Source organism: Gracilibacillus pellucidus (genome assembly GCF_033949965.1).
Taxonomy (GTDB): Bacteria; Bacillota; Bacilli; order Bacillales; family Amphibacillaceae; genus Gracilibacillus; species Gracilibacillus pellucidus.
In genome coordinates this window covers 122,432-140,805 of record NZ_JAWZSR010000006.1, presented here as the reverse complement: position 1 = coordinate 140,805, position 18,374 = coordinate 122,432, and the positions used below count along the sequence as shown (strand labels likewise).

Below are 18,374 nucleotides of genomic sequence, written 5' to 3'. Positions count from 1 at the left end.
GACTAACTTTCCCCCGTGGCAATCATCCATTATTATTCAGAAGATTTTTACAGTAAAGGGGGAAGTTATATATGGATACAATGGGAAGACATGTTATAGCAGAACTTTGGGAATGTAATATTGATAAATTAAATGATATCGAGCAATTAGAGAAAACTTTTGTAAATGCAGCATTAAAAGCAGGTGCAGAGGTGAGGGAAGTTGCTTTTCATAAATTCGCTCCATTTGGTGTAAGTGGTGTTGTTATTATTTCTGAGTCTCATTTAACCATCCATAGTTTTCCGGAGCATGGATATGCAAGTATTGATGTATATACTTGTGGTGATATTATTGATCCAAATGTTGCGGTAACATTTATTGAAGAGGCGTTAGAAGCGAAGTCAACTGAAAAAGTGGAAGTGCCTCGTGGAATGGGCGCTATTCAATTAAAAACTATACAAGCACAGTAAGCGAAAAGAAAATAATGAATGATAGACCCGTTTCGAACAAGAGGAAGCGGGTTTTTACGTTAACTAAGACACCCCACTATTCTGTTTTCGGATCCTGATATAATGAAACGAGCATTTCAATAGGGATTAATCGTTTTCTTTTTCAAAACATGTTACAATAAAAATAAAGAAAATAGATGATGGGGTGGAGTTTATGTCATTTCGGAATACGATGAACAAGTTATTTAATAACCATTCAGAAACAAGAGATAAGCATTGGGATGCAGCATTACAAACACACTATTTTAAGACAACAAAAGATAAAGCATTTGATAAATTAGAACCATTATTTAAAAATATGAAAGAATGCGAAATTGTTGGTATTTCAAAAGATCACGGTGAAATTAGTTTTAACTATAAAGCGGGTCGAAAAGTGTTTGTTATCATGACGGTTATCATGGTAAGACCGTATCGCACTGCTATTGATATTTCTGCAACGACAGAATCGGCCATTCCATTTGATTTAGGCTATAGTCATAAGCTAATCCCGAAAATTTATGATAAAATAAAGAAAGAATTAGACTATATTGGAACGACTGAATAAAGGATGAGATAGATTGCGATGTCCAAACTGTAATTATAAAAACACCAAAGTGTTAGATTCTCGACCAATCGAGGAAGGACGATCGATTAGAAGAAGAAGAGAATGTGAAGAATGTGATTTTCGTTTTACAACATTTGAACGTATTGAAGAAGTACCTTTAATTGTTGTGAAAAAAGAAGGCACAAGAGAAGAGTATAGCCGTGATAAGTTAATGCGCGGCTTGATTCGTGCGTGTGAAAAACGACCAGTTGCTCTTGAGCAATTAGAAAATATTGCACTTGAAATCGAAAAAGAGCTACGTAATCGAGGTACATCTGAAGTAAAAAGTGATGATATTGGTGAAATGGTAATGGATCGGTTAGCAGAAGTGGACGAGGTAGCATACGTTAGGTTTGCTTCAGTATATCGACAATTTAAAGATATAAGTGTGTTTTTAGATGAATTGAAGGATTTAATTCATCATGATAATAAGGATAAGAAAGAGTAATAACTAGGAAGGAGCTATCGATATGGAACTTGGCGACATTGGAAAGATACTACCATCAGAATTATATGTAGTTGACATATCACAAGAGCTACCATTATCCTATACAAACGCCTTAACACATCTTTACCAACCACTTATTGGTATTGATGCACTATCCTTATATCATACACTTTATACCGAATCAACCTTTGCATCTAGTTACCAAACCCACCATATGTTAATGAATTATATTGGTTTGCCATTAGATCGGATTTACCGAGCAAGAAGAAAGCTTGAAGCAATAGGACTTTTGCAAACATATGAGAAAGAAAATGAAAATCATAAAGCCTATCATTATCTGCTTCATCCACCACATTCTCCAGCAAGCTTTTTTGAAAATGATTTTTTAAGCCATTTATTATACCATCAACTTGGTAGTGACAAGTTTAAAAAAATAAAAGCAAAATTTGTGAAACAAGAAGAGAATCAACTGGCAGCGAAAGAGACGACGGCTAAATTTGAAGAAGTATTTCAACTAGTAGATAAAAAAATAAGTCCGAATCCATCGCCAAAAGAGCAATATGCAATAGATGTACCAGTGGAACAAAAGGTTGATTTTGCGTGGTTGGAGCAAATGTTAAAACAACGAATGTTACCAGTGGAGTCTATTTTAACACCACAAGTACGGAAATTAATTAATCAAATGTATGTCGCTTATGATTTGACGAACCAAGATGTGGAGAAGGCGTTGCTTTGGTCTATAACGGATGAAAGTAGGTTGCAAACGGAAGAGTTTAAAAATGCTTGTATGGATTTGATTAGTGGTAATAAAAAACAAGTGCCTTTACAAACGGCATCAGAGAGACAAAAAATGCCAACGGAACCTCCTAACAATCAGCAAACAAATAAATCAAAAGAAGAACAATTTGTTGAGATGTTAGAACATATTTCTCCAAGACAGTTATTAGAGGATTTAGCAGATGGAAATCAAGCTTCCCAGCAAGACTTGAAAGTAATTAGTGATGTTATGACATCGCAAGGCTTAAATCCAGGAGTGATGAATGTACTTATACATTATGTACTGCTCAAAACGGATATGAAGCTATCGAAAAGTTATTTAGAAAAGATCGCAAGTCACTGGGCTAGAAAAAATGTTAAAACAGTAAGACAAGCGATGACACTTGCGAAATCGGAAAATAAAAAGTATCAGCAATGGTCAACCAATGCTAAAAACAATCAGCGTTTTACGTACAAAAATAATACGAAAAAAGATATTGTCCCAGAATGGTACAAAAAGCAAAAACAAGAGGGACAAGAACAACCGAAAAAGGAACAAACAACAGAAGAGAAAGAACGTCTCCGCAAAGAAGCGGACGAAATGCTTGCTCAATATTTAAAACAGCAAGCGAATCAAGAATAGGGTGATAAGCATGGAACCAATTCAATCAGCGATGAAAAAGTGGATGAATGACAATCAAAAAATGAAAAATAGCTTTACCGAACAACGTAATAAAGTATTAAATGATCCAGAAATAAAAAAACAACTAAGTGAGCATGTCGAAATCGATGAACAAGACATTAATCGTAACTTGATGAAGCTGTATGAGTATCAGCAGGCATCTCAAAATTGTGCGGATTGTCCTCACTTAGAAGGATGTATTAATATTTTAAAAGGTTATACACCACATTTAGAAATTGAAGGGAAATCTATTTCCTTACGATATGAAAAATGTAAAAATAAAGCACATGAAGAAGCACAGCTTGAGAAAGAGTCATTAGTTCGTAGCTTGCATATACCGAAGCAGATTAAAGAAGCAGATTTAGCTAATATGGATCGTCATTCTCCTGAACGCATCGAAATAATGAGGCAAATCATTGAATTCGTGCAAGATTATGCAAAAGGAAGTTTTCAGCGTGGTCTATATATTCATGGTCCGTTCGGTACAGGTAAATCATTTATTCTTGGTGTGGTTGCGAATGAATTGAAAAAACATTATATTCAATCAGATATCATTTATATGCCAGAATTTGTTCGTGAAATGAAAGCATCGATTGGAAATGATAGCTTACAATCAAAAATAGAAAGTTTTAAAAAGGTACCAGTATTAATGTTTGATGATATTGGTGCAGAATCTATTTCACCGTGGTTCCGTGATGAAGTTCTTGGTGCGATTTTGCAGTATCGAATGATGGAGGAACTTCCTATCTTCTTCACCTCTAATTACAATTTAAGTCAATTAGAGATGCATTTATCTACGTCAAACAGAGGAGACGTGGAGACTATTAAAGCAGGAAGAATTATTGAGCGAATCAAGCAATTAAGTAAGCCAATGGAACTTACAAACCGCTATCGTACAGATGAATAAAGGTGACTTCTGTCTAATCATAAGACAGAGGTTATTTTTTTATAGTTTCACCCATATAATATACCAGTTTGATGCTGGTGAGGGTGATGATATGTGATAGAAGTTTTTTTTGAAGAGGTTAATGAAGCGGAGGTATTTTACTATTTAGCTAAACAAGATAACGATTGGAACGTTATAAGAAAGCGAATAACGAAAAATCTTGTACAGCTAGAGCCAAACATAGATATGACATGGGATGAAGTGAAGGAATGTGTTGCACCACTTCTAAGTAGACTTTTTATTCAATGTCGTGAACCATTGATGATTCAACAGATATTGAAAAAGAAGTATCATTTCTCAAATAAAGAGGAGATCGAAAGAATTACTTCGATTGCCAAGTCGTTATTAGAGAAGGATGAGTCTATCTATGAAGATCGAATCCATCAGCATGAGTTACGTGACACATTGACGATGATCTTTTCTTTACAAATTGATACAGCTTATATTCAATTCGATTCTATCGTCCATTTCCGCATTCATCATTATATGGATCAACTAACAGAAATGGTTGGACTAGCTATCGATGAATTCAAACGGGAAGAAGAATACCAAGATTTTATTCATTCGATAAGAGAATTTATCAAACGGAAAAATCCAGTAGTTGATGAGTTACATGTTATACAAGGGGAAACGTTTCAAATTTATCGAGAGAATGGGGAATTGTATACAATAGATGATTTGCGTAAAGTAAAGGAGAGATTCCCATTATTTATATTTGGCTTAGAGCAAGAAGAGTGGGATATATCACCGCTTATTATGCTAGCTCCTAATCATATTTTTATGTATGGAGAGGACCAGACGGAATCAAGGACTCATACGATTTTGACTATTTTTCAAGAAAGATGTTCCTTTTATCCAATGGACTATTTTCCTTTTTGTTCTGTGGACGAAAAAGAATCTTGATTTTTCTTTGGACAATCGTTATAATTAATCGCATAACATTATTTGATGCTAGGACGAGGACAAGATAGTTTGTATGGCATATTGATCAGAGAGGGAAGACTTGGCTGAGAGCTTCCTATATGACCGCAGATTATTACCACCTCTGAGCACTACTAAGGAACGTAATTTTACTAGTAATTAGTGGCGATTTATCATCGTTATTGATTTTCAATGAGCTGCACAATATGTGCGGAAAATTGGGTGGAACCACGGGTATTAACGCTCGTCCCTTTACGAAACAGTAGGGGGACGGGCGTTTTTTAACGTTTGGAAATAAATGTCTGTTCCCTAGCAACATATTTACCATAAAAGGAGTGTAGCAAAATGAGTAGTATTCACATTACGTTCCCGGATGGAACAATGAAACCATTTGATAATGGTACTACAGGTGAAGAGATTGCAGCATCTATTTCACCAGGATTGAAAAAACAAGCCGTAGCAGTGAAGGTAGACGGTACATTGTATGATTTACGTACACCACTTGAGCAAGATGGTGCGATTGAAATCATCACACTAAAAACAGCTGAAGGGCTAGATATTTTACGACACTCTACAGCACACTTAATGGCACAAGCGATTAAACGTCTGTATGATAATGTAAAATTAGGTGTGGGACCAACTATTGAGGATGGCTTTTATTATGATATCGATATGGAGGAAACCATTACTCCAGAAGATCTTCCACGTATCGAAAAAGAAATGAAGCGTATCGTTGACGAGAATATAGAAATTGTCCGTAAAGAAGTAACGCGTAATGAAGCAAAAGCAATTTTTGAAGAAATGGGCGATAACCTTAAATTAGAATTGCTTGAAGCAATTCCTGAAGATGAGACAGTAACCATTTATGAACAAGGTGAGTTCTTAGATCTTTGTCGCGGGGTACACGTACCACAAACAAGTAAAATTAAGGTCTTTAAATTGTTAAGCATTTCTGGTGCTTATTGGCGTGGCGATAGTAACAACAAAATGTTACAACGTATTTACGGAACAGCTTTTGAAAAACAAGGCCAACTTGACGAATATTTACGATTACGTGAAGAGGCAAAAGAACGTGATCATCGTAAATTAGGGAAAGAGTTAGGAATTTTCACTATCTCTCAAAAAATTGGACAAGGGTTACCAGTATGGTTACCAAAAGGCGCAACAGTTCGTCGTACAATCGAACGTTACATCGTTGATCTGGAGGAACGTCTTGGCTATGACCACGTGTATACACCCGTTTTAGGTAGTAAAGAATTGTATGTAACAAGTGGACATTGGGAGCATTATAGTGAAGATAATTTTCCGCCAATGAAAATGGATAATGAAGAATTAATTTTGCGACCGATGAACTGTCCGCATCATATGATGATTTATAAAAATGAATTACACTCTTACCGTGAATTACCACTCCGTATTGCAGAACTTGGTACAATGCACCGTCACGAAATGTCAGGTGCATTAGCAGGATTGCAACGTGTTCGTGCAATGACATTAAATGATGCACATATTTTCGCTCGTCCTGATCAACTGAAAGAAGAATTTATTCGAGTAGTAGAGCTAGTTGAAAATGTCTATAAAGATTTCGGTATTGATGATTACTACTTCCGTCTATCTTATCGTGATCCAGAAGACACAGAGAAGTATATTGATAATGATGAGATGTGGGAAAAAGCGCAAAGCTTGTTAAAAGAAACAATGGATGACATGAATCTTGAATACGTAGAGGCAGAAGGCGAAGCTGCATTCTATGGTCCGAAACTAGACGTACAAGTAAAAACGGCTTTAGGTAAAGATGAGACGTTATCTACTGTTCAATTAGATTTCCATTTACCTGAACAATTTGATTTAACGTATGTTGGAGAAGATGGTCAAGATCATCGTCCTGTTGTTATTCACCGTGGCGTTGTATCAACAATGGAGCGTTTTGTTGCCTTTTTGATCGAAGAATACAAAGGAGCTTTCCCAACATGGCTAGCACCAGTTCAGGCGCGAGTAATCCCTGTTTCAGCTGAAGTACATGCTGATTATGCGAAAAAAGTGGAAGAAGAATTGCGCAAAGCTGGTGTTCGTGTGGAAGTGGATCATCGTGATGAGAAGATTGGTTATAAGATTCGCGAAGCACAAACAGAAAAATTACCATTCGCTTTAATTGTTGGTGATAAAGAAGTAGAGGACAATGCGGTGAATGTTCGTCGTTACGGAGAGCAAAATTCAGAAACAATTGAATTAGATGCATTTAAAGCATTGATTACAGACGAGATTGCCAATAAGGCTATGCGTAAGTAAGCAAGATAAAAATGGTCCAAATCATGAAAGATTTGGGCCATTTTCTTTTGGGAAAAATTTCGCGAAACTATTTTAATAAATATCTAATTAGATTATAATCTAATTAGAGGTGATGAAAATGTCTGATATAAAACAAAGATTTTTCAAAGATAACCAATTAATGAAAATTCCGAAAAAGGAGAAAGATAAGCGTTTGTTATTTGATTATCTCCTTACTTGTTTTGATGAAAAGAAGCTATATACGGAAAAACAAGTAAACGACATTCTGAAAAAAGTGTATCTTGATTATGCTATTTTAAGACGCTATCTTGTTGACTATCGATACTTGTCAAGAGCAGATGATGGAAGTAGTTATCGTGTGATAGTCGCAGAAAAAAAGGTTGATAACGATCATTGAAAAATATGGAAAATTATCTACTAGCAAGGGTAGTATCTATTAGTTGACGTTCATTAGTCAGCGTGGTAGCTTCAATAGGAATATTAGAAACTGTATAGGTTCATAGTGGAGGTACGACAATGGAAATAAAAAAAGCAAATATAGAAGATGCTCCTCTTATACATGAATTGATGATCAAGGCGTTTGCAAATATATTGCCGCCATCCAATGCGCTAGAAGAAACAGTTGAATATGTCACAGATGCGATCAAAACAGGCGAAGAAGCTTTGATCGGTTATATAGCGGATCAACCGATTGGTATGGTGCGATTTGTGATGAAGGAGAATAGTCTTTATTTCTTTCGATTGTCGATTCTGCCAGAGCATCAAGCTAAAGGTCTAGCAAAAGAATTGTTAGCGAAGCTGGAAGAGTATGCAAAAAAACGACAGACACCAAAAATTACTTGTCATGTGAGAAAAGCTTTAGCGAAAAATGTTCATTTGTATCATTCATTAGGCTACGATATGGTTGAAGAGTTTACCGTGACAAAGCCTGATGGCATAGTGTTAGAAGTAGCAGCGATGGAAAAATCTCTCTCATAATATTTTTAGCTTAGTTAATCTTGGTAACCTACAAGGAAGCTGAATTTCAGGTATGGAAGTCTCGCTTTATATGGTAGTATTATTAAAGGTAGTATATGGAAAAGAGGGAAAACAATGAATCTAGAAACAAACAGGTTACTATTTCGTCACTATACCGATCAAGATTTTCCGTTTTTACTGTCTTTATTAACCAATCCGGATGTTGTTCGTTTTATCGGTAGGGGAAAACCGCGAAATGAACAGGAAGGAATCGATTTTTTGCAATGGATATACGATACGTATCGTGTAGCAGAGTACATTGGATTAATGGTAGTCATAGATAAGGAGCGAAATATACCTATTGGCCATGCAGGATTAGTCCCTCAAACAATTAATGGTAGGAAAGAGATAGAAGTAGGATACTGGATTGCAAGAAAGTATTGGGGGAATGGTTACGCAACGGAGGCAGCTACTGCATTGGTGGAATTTGTTAGAGAAAGGTTTCGTTACAACAAACTTATAGCGTTGATTCAACCAGGTAACACAGCTTCTATACAGGTTGCTAAAAATGCAGGGATGTATTTTGGTGAAAAAGTAAACTTAAATGGTCAAGAAGTACATATCTATCAAATTTTACAGTCAGAGAAACGAGGAACTAAATAATGATATATCACGGTATTGTAGCGATTATTATCTTACTTTATTAGGAGGTGGATTGTGTGAAGGAATTAAAACGAATAGTTAATAATATTTCTGAGGATGAAGCGAAAAGCCTTTTATTTAACATGTTACTATGGATTAAAATGGCGGAAGAAACTGACCAAATCTCTGACCAAGAACTAGCAGGTGATCTAAAAAAAGTATACACCGATTTTCTAGCATATAAAAAGAAACAAGAAAAGGGATGTGATCATCCAGATGTCCAAACGATACATATTGTTTTCGGAGCTTCGATTGCAGGAAGTATGCAGATGGCATTAAAGAAAATGAATAGACAAAAATCTGAAAAGGTTATCAAGTTGGCTGATTTCTTTGCGATTGGTCCTGTTTGGAAGCTACATACAGAGGAAGGACAGTTATATAGACAACAATGGTTAGAGAAGCATATTAACCTAGATGAAGAAGATACAGAACGGTTGTTACCTGAATTTAATCGAACGATGAATACAATTGCTGCGATTGATGAGCAAACGCCCATCGTTATTTGGCTAGGGGAGAATCCGCATGAACAAACAGCACTTCGATATGCGCTTTTTTTATTAAAAGAAAAAGCAAATGATATTTATCTTATCAATACTTCCCATTTATACCAAAGACTTTTTAGTAGGGAAGAATTAGTTTGTACAATAAGACATTCTGGTGAAATAGACCATCATCAGATAGCCTATATCTATCAACAAGTAAGTAGCATGGAACGAATAACGCAAGTAGAACGAAAACGATTAATCAATGAATGGGAAACATTAGCAAATCATGAAGGTCTACTTAGAATATGGGAAAATGAGCGTGTGAGAAATGTAGAACAATCCTATTATGACAACGGTATCATAGAAACGATGAAGGATATACACAGCAAACAAAGCAATAGAGAGTTTGTTAAAGCTGCTAGAGTAATTGGTGAAGTGCTCGGTAATGCTGAACATTACCTTGATGACGTATATTTGGAATATCGTTTGCGACAGTTAATCATCGATAGAGTACTAGAAATAGAAGGTGTACCAAATGCAATGCGCTATTATAGTGTGAAACTTCGTGACTAATGGTAATAAGGGGGTAAAACATGTTTTCTTCACAGAGAATATCATTAAGAAAAGTCGATCGAACAGATGCGGAAAAATATCATATTTGGAGAAACGATATGGAGGTGATGTCTTATACTAATCTTTCGTTGGACCAATATACAATAGAAGATACGCAACATTTTGTAGAAAGCGTATTAATGGATGCAAGTTCATCCAAGAGCTATATGATTGTCGATAATGAAGAGAATCTTTCGATTGGTATTACGTCACTAATACATATAGATGGTAAAAATAGAAATGCTGAATGTATTATTGATATCGGAGAAAAGCAATATTGGGGAAATGGCTATGGAAAAGAAGCGTTAAGTTTACTGCTTGATTTTGCTTTTAACGAATTAAATTTACATCGTATTTCATTAAACGTTTTTTCATTCAATAAAAGAGCCATTCATGTCTATCAATCATTAGGTTTCATTCAAGAAGGAACAAGTCGTCAAGCCCTATTTAGAAATGGTCAATGGCACGACATCATACAAATGGGGATACTCCAAGCAGAATGGAGCAATAATTAGGAGGGATGATAGTGGAATCAAAGGATAAGGTTTATTTTAGTAAAGAGTTTGTTGAGGTTGATGGTCATCGAACCGGTTTATTTATAGAATCGACTGATTTTGCTAATCCCGTTCTTTTGTTCTTGCATGGTGGACCAGGATATCCTGAATATGCTTTGATTAAAAATGCTGGTCTAAGATGGGAGGAAGAATTCACTGTTTGTTACTTGGAACAGCGTGGAACGGGTATCTCCTATAATGCATCAACACAAGGCGAATTAACGTTAGAACAAATGATAGCGGATACTATTTCAGTAGTCGAATATGTAAAGCAAAAATATAATAAAGAAAAAGTTTACCTAATGGGGCACTCTTGGGGTTCATTGTTAGGGAGTATTATTGCAAGTCGTTATCCTCATTTGTTTCATGCCTACATCGGTGTTGGTCAGTTTGGAAGATTTTTTGAATCGAACAGAGATACGTATCAATTTCTATTAGAGACAGCTATTAACAACGGAGATGATAAAGCAGAAAAGGATATAAGGTCTGTCACATTTGATGAAGGGTTTTACCAAAATAAAGAGTATCGCAGGATTTTGAATCGTTATGTAGATAAGTATGGTGGTGGCGTTAAAAGAGCTGGCTATACACAATGGCAAGGAATGAAGGAATTGCTATCTTGTAAAAAATATACGTTGAAAGAACGTTTAAATATCGTAAAGGGAGTTTTCACTAGTTATCAAGCATTGGTCGAAACAATGAATCAAGCGGATGCAACGTTATTAGCTTCGGAATTTGAAATACCAGTCTATATTATGAATGGAAAGCATGATTATCAGACATCTTTCAATGAAGCAAAACGATTTTACGAAAAACTGAAAGCACCACTAAAACGATTTTACACATTTGAAAAAAGTGCCCATTCCCCTTTCATAGATGAGGAAGAAAAGTTTATACAAATTATCAAGCATGACATTATTCATACAAATGGAAAATAAGGAGGTTAAGCTGATGTTGATAAGAGAAGCAACGCTAAAAGATGTTTCCGCTCTCGTTCCCCTTCTGTCACAGCTCGGCTATCCAACTACAGTTGAACAGTTTGAGTCAAGGTTTCGTGCTATTCTGAACGAACTGACTTATCAGACATTAGTAGCGGAATGTAATAATCGTATTATTGGAATGATTGGAACTAGACGATGTTTATTTTTTGAAGCAGATGGAACCTATTCACAAATTGTTATGTTGGTAGTCGAGGAAAAAATGCGTAGAAAAGGTATAGGAAGAGAATTAATTTATGAAGTGGAAAAGAGAGCAAAGTTAAACAATGATAAATTAATCACGTTAAATAGTGGCAACAAGAAAGCTAGAAAAGTCGCTCATCAATTTTATTTGAATTTGGGGTTTGAAGTTCAAAGTGTGGGATTCAGTAAAAACATTATTTAAAAGCATCATCATAAGACATAACTAGTTTGAAACATAGCTGCTGTTAAGGCAAACTAAGTGTAATTAGTAAAAAAACTCCACAGTTGATTTGTTAATAAACATGAAATAAAACTAAAATGAAGCTATGTGAATATTTATCACGATGCACGAGTCCGTAAAACCCCCACTTCAAGGTTCGAGTGAAATAAAGAAGCTAAGTGGGAGATAAACGGACGCTAACGCCCTGATAAGTTTCGCTAACAATCAGTGGGAGTCAAAAACTCCCACTGATTGAAGTCTCACTTTATACAAATAATTTAGTCTAATGGAAAATATGTTTTATCCTTTTCTTTTTGTTAGTAATCATTGTCAAGTAAAATAATGTTAAGAATTGAAAATATAGTTGACAAATTATCTAAAATGTTAGAAAATTATAAGAAATTTAATAATTGTGAAAAATCGCGAGATAAATAGCTCTCATATATTATTAGTAATAATAAATAATTGTTAATTTTATAGTTTGTTAGACGCTCAAAACAAACTGATGATATGTTAGCACGTATCTAGCTGAGTTAGCAGATTTATTAGCTTTTGTTTCTACAAAAGTAAACATCATACAATTTAATGTAAGAACTTCTAACAACTAATTGGTGTTTAGCTGTTAACTTGCAGTAAAATGTGGTTATTGAATTTTACATAATATTAATGGGAGCTTAATTTTATTGATAGGGTCTTGGCCTATACGGAGTAATATCTGTCACATACATATTTTATTAGATTTGGGCTTAACCTATTAGTTTTGTGAATTATTTCACAAATAATCGATAAGAATTCCGACTAGTAAGGAGAATGGAGTGAGTGGACGATGAATGATGTATTGAAAATTCGGAATTTACAGACATCTTTTAAAATTCAAGATGATTATTATGCGGCGGTAGATGATGTTTCACTTGACGTAAAAGAAAATGAAGTTGTTGCAATTGTAGGTGAATCTGGTTGTGGTAAGAGCGCGCTAGCCTATTCCATTATGGGGTTGCATAATAAGGCGAAAACCAAAATAGAAGGAAAAATTTATTACAAAGACGAAGATATTGCTAAAACCTCGATATCGAGATTAAATAAATTACGTGGTTCTGATATCGGAATGATTTTCCAAGATCCTATGACAGCATTAAACCCATTAATGACTATAGGAAACCAAATTGAAGAGACATTAATTCTTCATAAAAAAATGTCGGATAAAGCTCGCAAAGATAGAGTGATTGAATTATTGAATGATGTAGGTATACCACGCCCTGAGCATATTTACCATCAATATCCACATCAATTATCTGGTGGGATGAGACAGCGGATCGTTATAGCGATAGCCATTGCTAATAAACCTAGCTTGCTTATTGCAGATGAGCCTACAACTGCATTGGATGTAACGATTCAGTCTCAAATTCTTGATTTGATGAAAGATTTAAAAGAAGAAATCCATGCTGGCGTTATTATGATTACACACGATCTTGGTGTCGTAGCTGAAATGGCTGACCGAGTAGCAGTTATGTATGCGGGGCAAATTGTCGAGCTAGCAACAGTAGAAGAATTATTTGATAATCCGCAACACCCTTATACTCGTTCATTACTTGAATCAGTGCCATCGAAAGCAAATAAAGATGAACGATTACATGTTATTCAAGGAGTAGTACCTCCATTACCGAATTTACCTAGAAATGGTTGTCGTTTTAAATCTCGAATTCCATGGATTGCGGAAAACTGTCATGAAGAAAATCCTGCACTACACGAAGTGAAGCAAGGCCATTTTGTTCGATGTACATGTTATAAACATTTTCACTTTATGGATGAGCAGGAAGGGGAGAAACAACATGGAGCTTCTTAAGATTGATGATTTAAAAGTTCATTTTCCTATTCATGGAGGAGTATTTAGACGAGTAGTTGATCATGTTCGAGCAGTTCATGGTGTTTCGTTAACATTAAAAAAAGGTGAAACATACGGGCTTGTAGGAGAATCGGGATCAGGTAAATCAACAACAGGACGTGCAATAGTTGGTTTAAATGATATTACTTCAGGTGACGTTTTGTTTGATGGGAAGAATTTAAAAGATAAAAAACAAATAAAAGAGTCGCGACAAGATATTCAAATGATCTTTCAAGATCCATACTCTTCATTAAATTCGAAAAAAAGAGTGATTGATATTATTTCGGAACCACTTCGGAATTATAAAAAGTTATCAAAAGCAGAAGAACGACAAAGAGTTGAGGAGCTATTAGAGCAAGTTGGTATGAGTAAAGAAAGTATTTTCAAATATCCTCATGAATTTTCAGGTGGACAGAGACAACGGATCGGTATCGCAAGAGCAATTGCGTTAAACCCTAAATTAATTATTGCAGATGAACCTGTATCTGCATTAGATGTTTCCGTACAGGCGCAAGTATTAAACTTTATGAAGGATTTACAACAAGACTTAGATTTAACCTACTTGCTTATAAGCCATGATTTGGGGATTATACGTCATATGTGTGACCGAATTGGCATCATGTATAAGGGACGTATTGTGGAAGAAGCAACAGCCGAAGAAATTTATCAAAATCCACAGCATATATATACCAAGAGGTTAATTGCATCGATTCCAGATATTGATCCAAAAAATCGTGAAAAACGTGCAGCACTAAGAGAAGAAGTAAAGCGTGATTATGACAAAACAATGGAGCATTACTTTGATAAAGACGGGTTTGCTTATGATTTAAAACCAATTTCTGCTTCTCATTTAGTTGCAATGCCTGGGGAGGGAAGATAAGTGTGGGTATTTACGATTCGACGTATTATAACAATGATTCCACAACTGTTCGTATTGAGTATCGTTATTTTTATTTTAGCCAAAATGATGCCTGGTGATGCATTAACAGGTTTAGTTGATCCGAACATTAGGCCAGAAGCGCTTGAGGCACAAAGAGAGCGATTAGGATTAAATAATCCATGGTACATACAATATTGGGATTGGATAACGAATGTATTCAAAGGTGATTTCGGCCAATCTTTCCAAAATAAAATGCCGGTAACAGAGCTTATTAGTCAGAGACTTGTCAATACATTTTGGCTATCACTCATGACATTGATCTTAACATATCTTATTGCGATTCCACTTGGTTTAGTGAGTGGTCGTTACAATGATACTTTCGCAGATCGAGCAATCACTGGTTATACATATATTGGTTTTGCAGCACCGCTATTTATTTTTGCGTTAGTTATGCTCTTTATCTTTGGTTTCCAGCTAAGTTGGTTCCCCACAAGTGGTAGTGTGGCACCAGGAATGGAATCAGGGACAGTAGCATATGCGATGAGTAAGTTTTATCATTTGCTTTTACCTTCACTTTCGATGGCATTGATTACGACCGTGTCGACGGTTCAATATTTGCGAAGTGAGATCATTGATACGAAACAAAAGGATTTTGTGTTACTTGCTAATGCGAAAGGTGCGAGTGAATCTCGTATTTATCGTAAGCATATTTTCCGTAATTCTTTACTACCAATTGCAGCATTTTTCGGTTATGAAATTACTGGTTTAATTGGTGGATCTGTCTTTATTGAAAGTATTTTTAGTTATCCAGGAATTGGTCATTTGTTCTTGAGTTCTATAACACAAAGGGATACAAGTGTTGTAACAGCATTAGTAATGCTGTTCGGGATAGCGTCGATACTAGGTGCATTACTTTCAGATATTATCTTGAGTATTATCGATCCTAGAATTCGGATGAAATAGTATGGAGGTGAAGTGTTACGATGCTGGAGGCAAAGAAAATAGAACAAACAGAGCCATTGCGTAGTCCGTCAGGCTTGTCTGTTATTTGGCGAGAAATTGTGAGAGATAAAGTGGCATTGGTATCATTAGGTATTTTAATCATTATTATGATTGCTGTTTATGGTATACCTTTGTTTTTAGATAAAGATGAAATTGTAAAAGTAGATTTATTTGCGATTCATGAGGCACCGTCTTCTGATTTTTGGCTAGGTACAGATTATGGTGGCCGTGATATATTTGGGCAATTAATTATTGGAACAAGAAACTCCTTATCAATTGGTATTTTGGTTACACTTATTAGTGGCTTTATCGGTGTAACATTTGGCATTGTTTCTGGTTATTTTGGTGGAACGATTGATAATGTGTTAATGCGAATACTAGACTTTTTCATGATTTTACCGTTTTTAATGATCGTTATTGTATTCGTAAGTATTTCGCCAGATTATTCAATCACTGCCTTTTCATTGATTATGGCAGCCTTTCTATGGATGGGGATTGCCAGGATGATTCGATCGAAGGCATTGCAAGAGAAAGAGTTAGATTATGTAAATGCCTCGAAAACATTAGGATCATCCAATATGAAAATTATATTTACGCAAGTCTTACCTAATATTAGTTCATTGATCATTGTTACGATGACATTAAATTTAGCAAGTAATATCGGTTTAGAATCAGGGCTTTCATTCTTAGGATTTGGTTTCCCTGAAGATACACCGAGTTTAGGGACACTTGTAAGTTATGCAAGAAACCCGCAAACCCTAGAATATCGGTGGTGGATTTGGGTACCTGCATCATTATTAATTTTAATATTGATGTTAAGTATAAACAATGTCGGTCAAGCGTTAAAACGTGCGACAGACGCAAAACAAAGAAGAGGTTAAAAAGGGAGGAAAAAGAGGATGTCAAAAGAGAAATTACGTTTGTTAGTATTGGCAATCGTGGCATCATTTGTTGTATTGCTAGCTGCTTGTAGTGATAATGCAGATGAAGCAGGGCAAGACACAGGTACTGATGATGAATCAGATGATGTGGAAGAAGTAGAAGAAGATGGAGATACTGAAGGGCTTTATTCTATTGAAGATTTTGAAAATATTAAAGGGGAAGACGAAGCAATTATTGATGGAGGGGAATTAACTTATGGTCTAGTTTCCGATGGCCCTTTTGAAGGTCTGCTGAATGGGAATTTTTACGGCCGTAACCCCGATGCAGAAGTGTTAGAATGGTTTGATGAACCTATCTTTACATGGGACGAAAATTATGTCTATACGAATGATGGTGCAGCGACATATGAAATGAGTGACGATAATCATACAATTACTATAACAATTCGTGATAATGTAAATTGGCACGATGGTGAACCAGTAACAGCAGAAGATGTTGAGTTTGCCCATGAAGTAATCGCAGATCCGGATTATGATGGTGTTCGTTTTGATAGTGTTTTACAAAATGTTGAAGGAATTCAAGAATATCATGATGGTGAAGCAGATTCTATTTCAGGTATTGAAGTAGTGGATGAAAAAACAGTAAAAATTACGTATATTGAGGCAACACCATCACTTGTAACTGGTGGTATTTGGACTTATCCTTTAGCGAAACATATATTTGGTGATATGGATGTAGCAGATATGTCTTCTTCTCCAGAAGTTCGTCAAAACCCAATTGGCTTTGGTCCATATAAAGTAGAAAGTATTGAACCAGGTGAATCTGTCGTTTATACAAAAAATGAAGATTACTGGCGAGGCGAGCCAGCTCTAGATAAAGTAACATTAAAAGTGATTAACCCAGATGTTGCAGCGGAAGCATTGAAAACAGGTGAAGTGGATATGGTAAGTTCTTTTAATGTAGATCAATTTCCAGACAATGCAGATGCGTCTAACTTAACTTGGTTAGGTACTATCGACCGTGCTTATAATTATATTGGCTTTAAGCTCGGGGAATGGGATGAAGAAAATAACATCAATATCTATAATCCAGATGCGAAAATGGCGGATGCTAATTTACGTAAAGCAATGGCACATGCTATTGACAATGATACAGTCGGCGAACGTTTCTATCATGGATTAAGATGGTCAGCAACGACATTAATAGGTCCATCACATCCACAGTTCCATGACAGTGAAAATGAAGGGTTAGTATATGATCCTGAATTAGCGAAAGAGATACTAGATGAAGCAGGTTATGAAGATGTAACAGGTGATGGTTTCCGTGAGGATCCGGATGGTAATGAATTAGTGATGAATTTTGCTTCTATGAGTGGTGGAGATACTGCAGAACCGTTAGTTCAATACTATATACAAGCATGGGAAGAGATAGGTCTAAATGTCCAAATGTTAGAAGGACGCTTGCATGAACCTAATTCATTCTATGATCGTATTCGAGCGGATGACGAAGATATTGATGTTTTCCAAGCGGCTTGGGGTACTGGTATTGATGTAGATCCTAGTGGCTTATATGGAGAAAAAGCATTCTATAACTATACTCGCTGGGTTAATGAAGAAAATAATGAATTATTAGCAAAAGGATTATCAGAGGATGCTTTTGATGATGATAAACGAATTGACATTTATAATGATTGGCAACAATTAATGGTTGATGAAGTACCAGTCCTTCCAACATTGTACCGTGCTATACTAGTTCCAGTAAATAATCGTGTGCAAAACTTTGCAGTTGGAGATGGAACGGGATACTATAGATATCAAGTCGGTGTATCAGCTGAAGAACCTGAAGTTGCTGAATAAATGTTATAATAAATGGAGTCTTACGATAATAGTAAGGCTTCATTTTTT

The 18,374-nt window shown here is 35.6% G+C and carries 19 protein-coding genes and 1 other annotated feature; all 19 genes read left to right on the top strand.

Annotated elements, in window-relative coordinates; translation table 11 throughout:
* Positions 1–71: 71 nt before the first annotated feature.
* Positions 72–449: an adenosylmethionine decarboxylase gene (gene speD / locus SH601_RS11885; RefSeq protein ID WP_319958530.1), complete on the top strand. Its 378-nt coding sequence runs from the start codon at positions 72–74 to the stop codon at positions 447–449.
* A 193-nt stretch (positions 450–642) separates the two neighbouring features.
* Positions 643–1,032: a cytosolic protein gene (locus SH601_RS11880; protein ID WP_319958529.1), complete on the top strand. Its 390-nt coding sequence runs from the start codon at positions 643–645 to the stop codon at positions 1,030–1,032.
* Positions 1,033–1,045: 13 nt separating this feature from the next.
* A complete protein-coding gene (gene nrdR / locus SH601_RS11875; RefSeq protein ID WP_319958528.1) occupies positions 1,046–1,519 on the top strand; it encodes a transcriptional regulator NrdR in 474 nt (157 codons plus the stop codon).
* A gap of 22 nt (positions 1,520–1,541) precedes the next feature.
* Positions 1,542–2,918, top strand: coding sequence for a replication initiation and membrane attachment family protein (locus SH601_RS11870; protein WP_319958527.1), 1,377 nt, complete (start codon positions 1,542–1,544; stop codon positions 2,916–2,918).
* Positions 2,919–2,928: 10 nt separating this feature from the next.
* On the top strand, positions 2,929–3,864 hold the full coding sequence (gene dnaI, locus SH601_RS11865) for a primosomal protein DnaI (protein WP_319958526.1): 936 nt from the start codon (positions 2,929–2,931) through the stop codon (positions 3,862–3,864).
* 93 nt (positions 3,865–3,957) lie between these two features.
* Entirely contained in the window at positions 3,958–4,806 is an 849-nt protein-coding gene (gene ytxC, locus SH601_RS11860; protein WP_319958525.1) for a sporulation protein YtxC, read from the top strand.
* A 41-nt stretch (positions 4,807–4,847) separates the two neighbouring features.
* Positions 4,848–5,079, top strand: a binding site (T-box leader).
* Positions 5,080–5,169: 90 nt separating this feature from the next.
* On the top strand, positions 5,170–7,113 hold the full coding sequence (gene thrS, locus SH601_RS11855) for a threonine--tRNA ligase (protein ID WP_319958524.1): 1,944 nt from the start codon (positions 5,170–5,172) through the stop codon (positions 7,111–7,113).
* Positions 7,114–7,231: 118 nt separating this feature from the next.
* Positions 7,232–7,510 carry a DUF2087 domain-containing protein gene (locus SH601_RS11850; protein ID WP_319958523.1) on the top strand — a complete coding sequence of 93 codons (279 nt, stop codon included), beginning with the start codon at positions 7,232–7,234 and terminating at the stop codon, positions 7,508–7,510.
* A gap of 119 nt (positions 7,511–7,629) precedes the next feature.
* Positions 7,630–8,091 carry a GNAT family N-acetyltransferase gene (locus tag SH601_RS11845; RefSeq protein WP_319958522.1) on the top strand — a complete coding sequence of 154 codons (462 nt, stop codon included), beginning with the start codon at positions 7,630–7,632 and terminating at the stop codon, positions 8,089–8,091.
* Between the two features lie 114 nt (positions 8,092–8,205).
* Entirely contained in the window at positions 8,206–8,733 is a 528-nt protein-coding gene (locus tag SH601_RS11840; RefSeq protein ID WP_319958521.1) for a GNAT family N-acetyltransferase, read from the top strand.
* Between the two features lie 56 nt (positions 8,734–8,789).
* A complete protein-coding gene (locus SH601_RS11835) occupies positions 8,790–9,830 on the top strand; it encodes a DUF1835 domain-containing protein (RefSeq protein ID WP_319958520.1) in 1,041 nt (346 codons plus the stop codon).
* Between the two features lie 20 nt (positions 9,831–9,850).
* On the top strand, positions 9,851–10,384 hold the full coding sequence (locus SH601_RS11830) for a GNAT family N-acetyltransferase (protein ID WP_319958519.1): 534 nt from the start codon (positions 9,851–9,853) through the stop codon (positions 10,382–10,384).
* 5 nt (positions 10,385–10,389) lie between these two features.
* Entirely contained in the window at positions 10,390–11,361 is a 972-nt protein-coding gene (locus tag SH601_RS11825; RefSeq protein ID WP_319958518.1) for an alpha/beta hydrolase, read from the top strand.
* Positions 11,362–11,374: 13 nt separating this feature from the next.
* Positions 11,375–11,806 (top strand): GNAT family N-acetyltransferase, encoded by a 432-nt coding sequence (locus SH601_RS11820; RefSeq protein ID WP_319958517.1) that lies wholly within the window; start codon positions 11,375–11,377, stop codon positions 11,804–11,806.
* Between the two features lie 844 nt (positions 11,807–12,650).
* Entirely contained in the window at positions 12,651–13,667 is a 1,017-nt protein-coding gene (locus tag SH601_RS11815) for an ABC transporter ATP-binding protein (protein ID WP_319958516.1), read from the top strand.
* Positions 13,654–14,586, top strand: a complete 933-nt coding sequence (locus SH601_RS11810) for an ABC transporter ATP-binding protein (RefSeq protein ID WP_319958515.1) — start codon at positions 13,654–13,656, stop codon at positions 14,584–14,586. Before SH601_RS11815 ends, SH601_RS11810 begins: the two co-directional genes overlap by 14 nt.
* Positions 14,587–15,549: an oligopeptide ABC transporter permease gene (gene opp4B, locus SH601_RS11805; protein ID WP_319958514.1), complete on the top strand. Its 963-nt coding sequence runs from the start codon at positions 14,587–14,589 to the stop codon at positions 15,547–15,549.
* Positions 15,550–15,569: 20 nt separating this feature from the next.
* Positions 15,570–16,469, top strand: a complete 900-nt coding sequence (locus tag SH601_RS11800; protein ID WP_319958513.1) for an ABC transporter permease — start codon at positions 15,570–15,572, stop codon at positions 16,467–16,469.
* A gap of 18 nt (positions 16,470–16,487) precedes the next feature.
* Entirely contained in the window at positions 16,488–18,326 is a 1,839-nt protein-coding gene (gene opp4A, locus SH601_RS11795; RefSeq protein WP_319958512.1) for an oligopeptide ABC transporter substrate-binding protein, read from the top strand.
* Positions 18,327–18,374: the final 48 nt, after the last annotated feature.

Excerpts from the sequence above, each read along its gene's own strand:
- speD (WP_319958530.1), top strand. The coding sequence starts at position 72 with ATGGATACAATGGGAAGACATGTTATAGCAGAACTTTGGGAATGTAAT.
- SH601_RS11880 (WP_319958529.1), top strand. The coding sequence starts at position 643 with ATGTCATTTCGGAATACGATGAACAAGTTATTTAATAACCATTCAGAA.
- SH601_RS11870 (WP_319958527.1), top strand. The coding sequence starts at position 1,542 with ATGGAACTTGGCGACATTGGAAAGATACTACCATCAGAATTATATGTA.
- dnaI (WP_319958526.1), top strand. The coding sequence starts at position 2,929 with ATGGAACCAATTCAATCAGCGATGAAAAAGTGGATGAATGACAATCAA.
- thrS (WP_319958524.1), top strand. The coding sequence starts at position 5,170 with ATGAGTAGTATTCACATTACGTTCCCGGATGGAACAATGAAACCATTT.
- SH601_RS11850 (WP_319958523.1), top strand. The coding sequence starts at position 7,232 with ATGTCTGATATAAAACAAAGATTTTTCAAAGATAACCAATTAATGAAA.
- SH601_RS11845 (WP_319958522.1), top strand. The coding sequence starts at position 7,630 with ATGGAAATAAAAAAAGCAAATATAGAAGATGCTCCTCTTATACATGAA.
- SH601_RS11840 (WP_319958521.1), top strand. The coding sequence starts at position 8,206 with ATGAATCTAGAAACAAACAGGTTACTATTTCGTCACTATACCGATCAA.
- SH601_RS11830 (WP_319958519.1), top strand. The coding sequence starts at position 9,851 with ATGTTTTCTTCACAGAGAATATCATTAAGAAAAGTCGATCGAACAGAT.
- SH601_RS11825 (WP_319958518.1), top strand. The coding sequence starts at position 10,390 with ATGATAGTGGAATCAAAGGATAAGGTTTATTTTAGTAAAGAGTTTGTT.
- SH601_RS11820 (WP_319958517.1), top strand. The coding sequence starts at position 11,375 with ATGTTGATAAGAGAAGCAACGCTAAAAGATGTTTCCGCTCTCGTTCCC.
- SH601_RS11815 (WP_319958516.1), top strand. The coding sequence starts at position 12,651 with ATGAATGATGTATTGAAAATTCGGAATTTACAGACATCTTTTAAAATT.
- SH601_RS11810 (WP_319958515.1), top strand. The coding sequence starts at position 13,654 with ATGGAGCTTCTTAAGATTGATGATTTAAAAGTTCATTTTCCTATTCAT.
- SH601_RS11800 (WP_319958513.1), top strand. The coding sequence starts at position 15,570 with ATGCTGGAGGCAAAGAAAATAGAACAAACAGAGCCATTGCGTAGTCCG.
- opp4A (WP_319958512.1), top strand. The coding sequence starts at position 16,488 with ATGTCAAAAGAGAAATTACGTTTGTTAGTATTGGCAATCGTGGCATCA.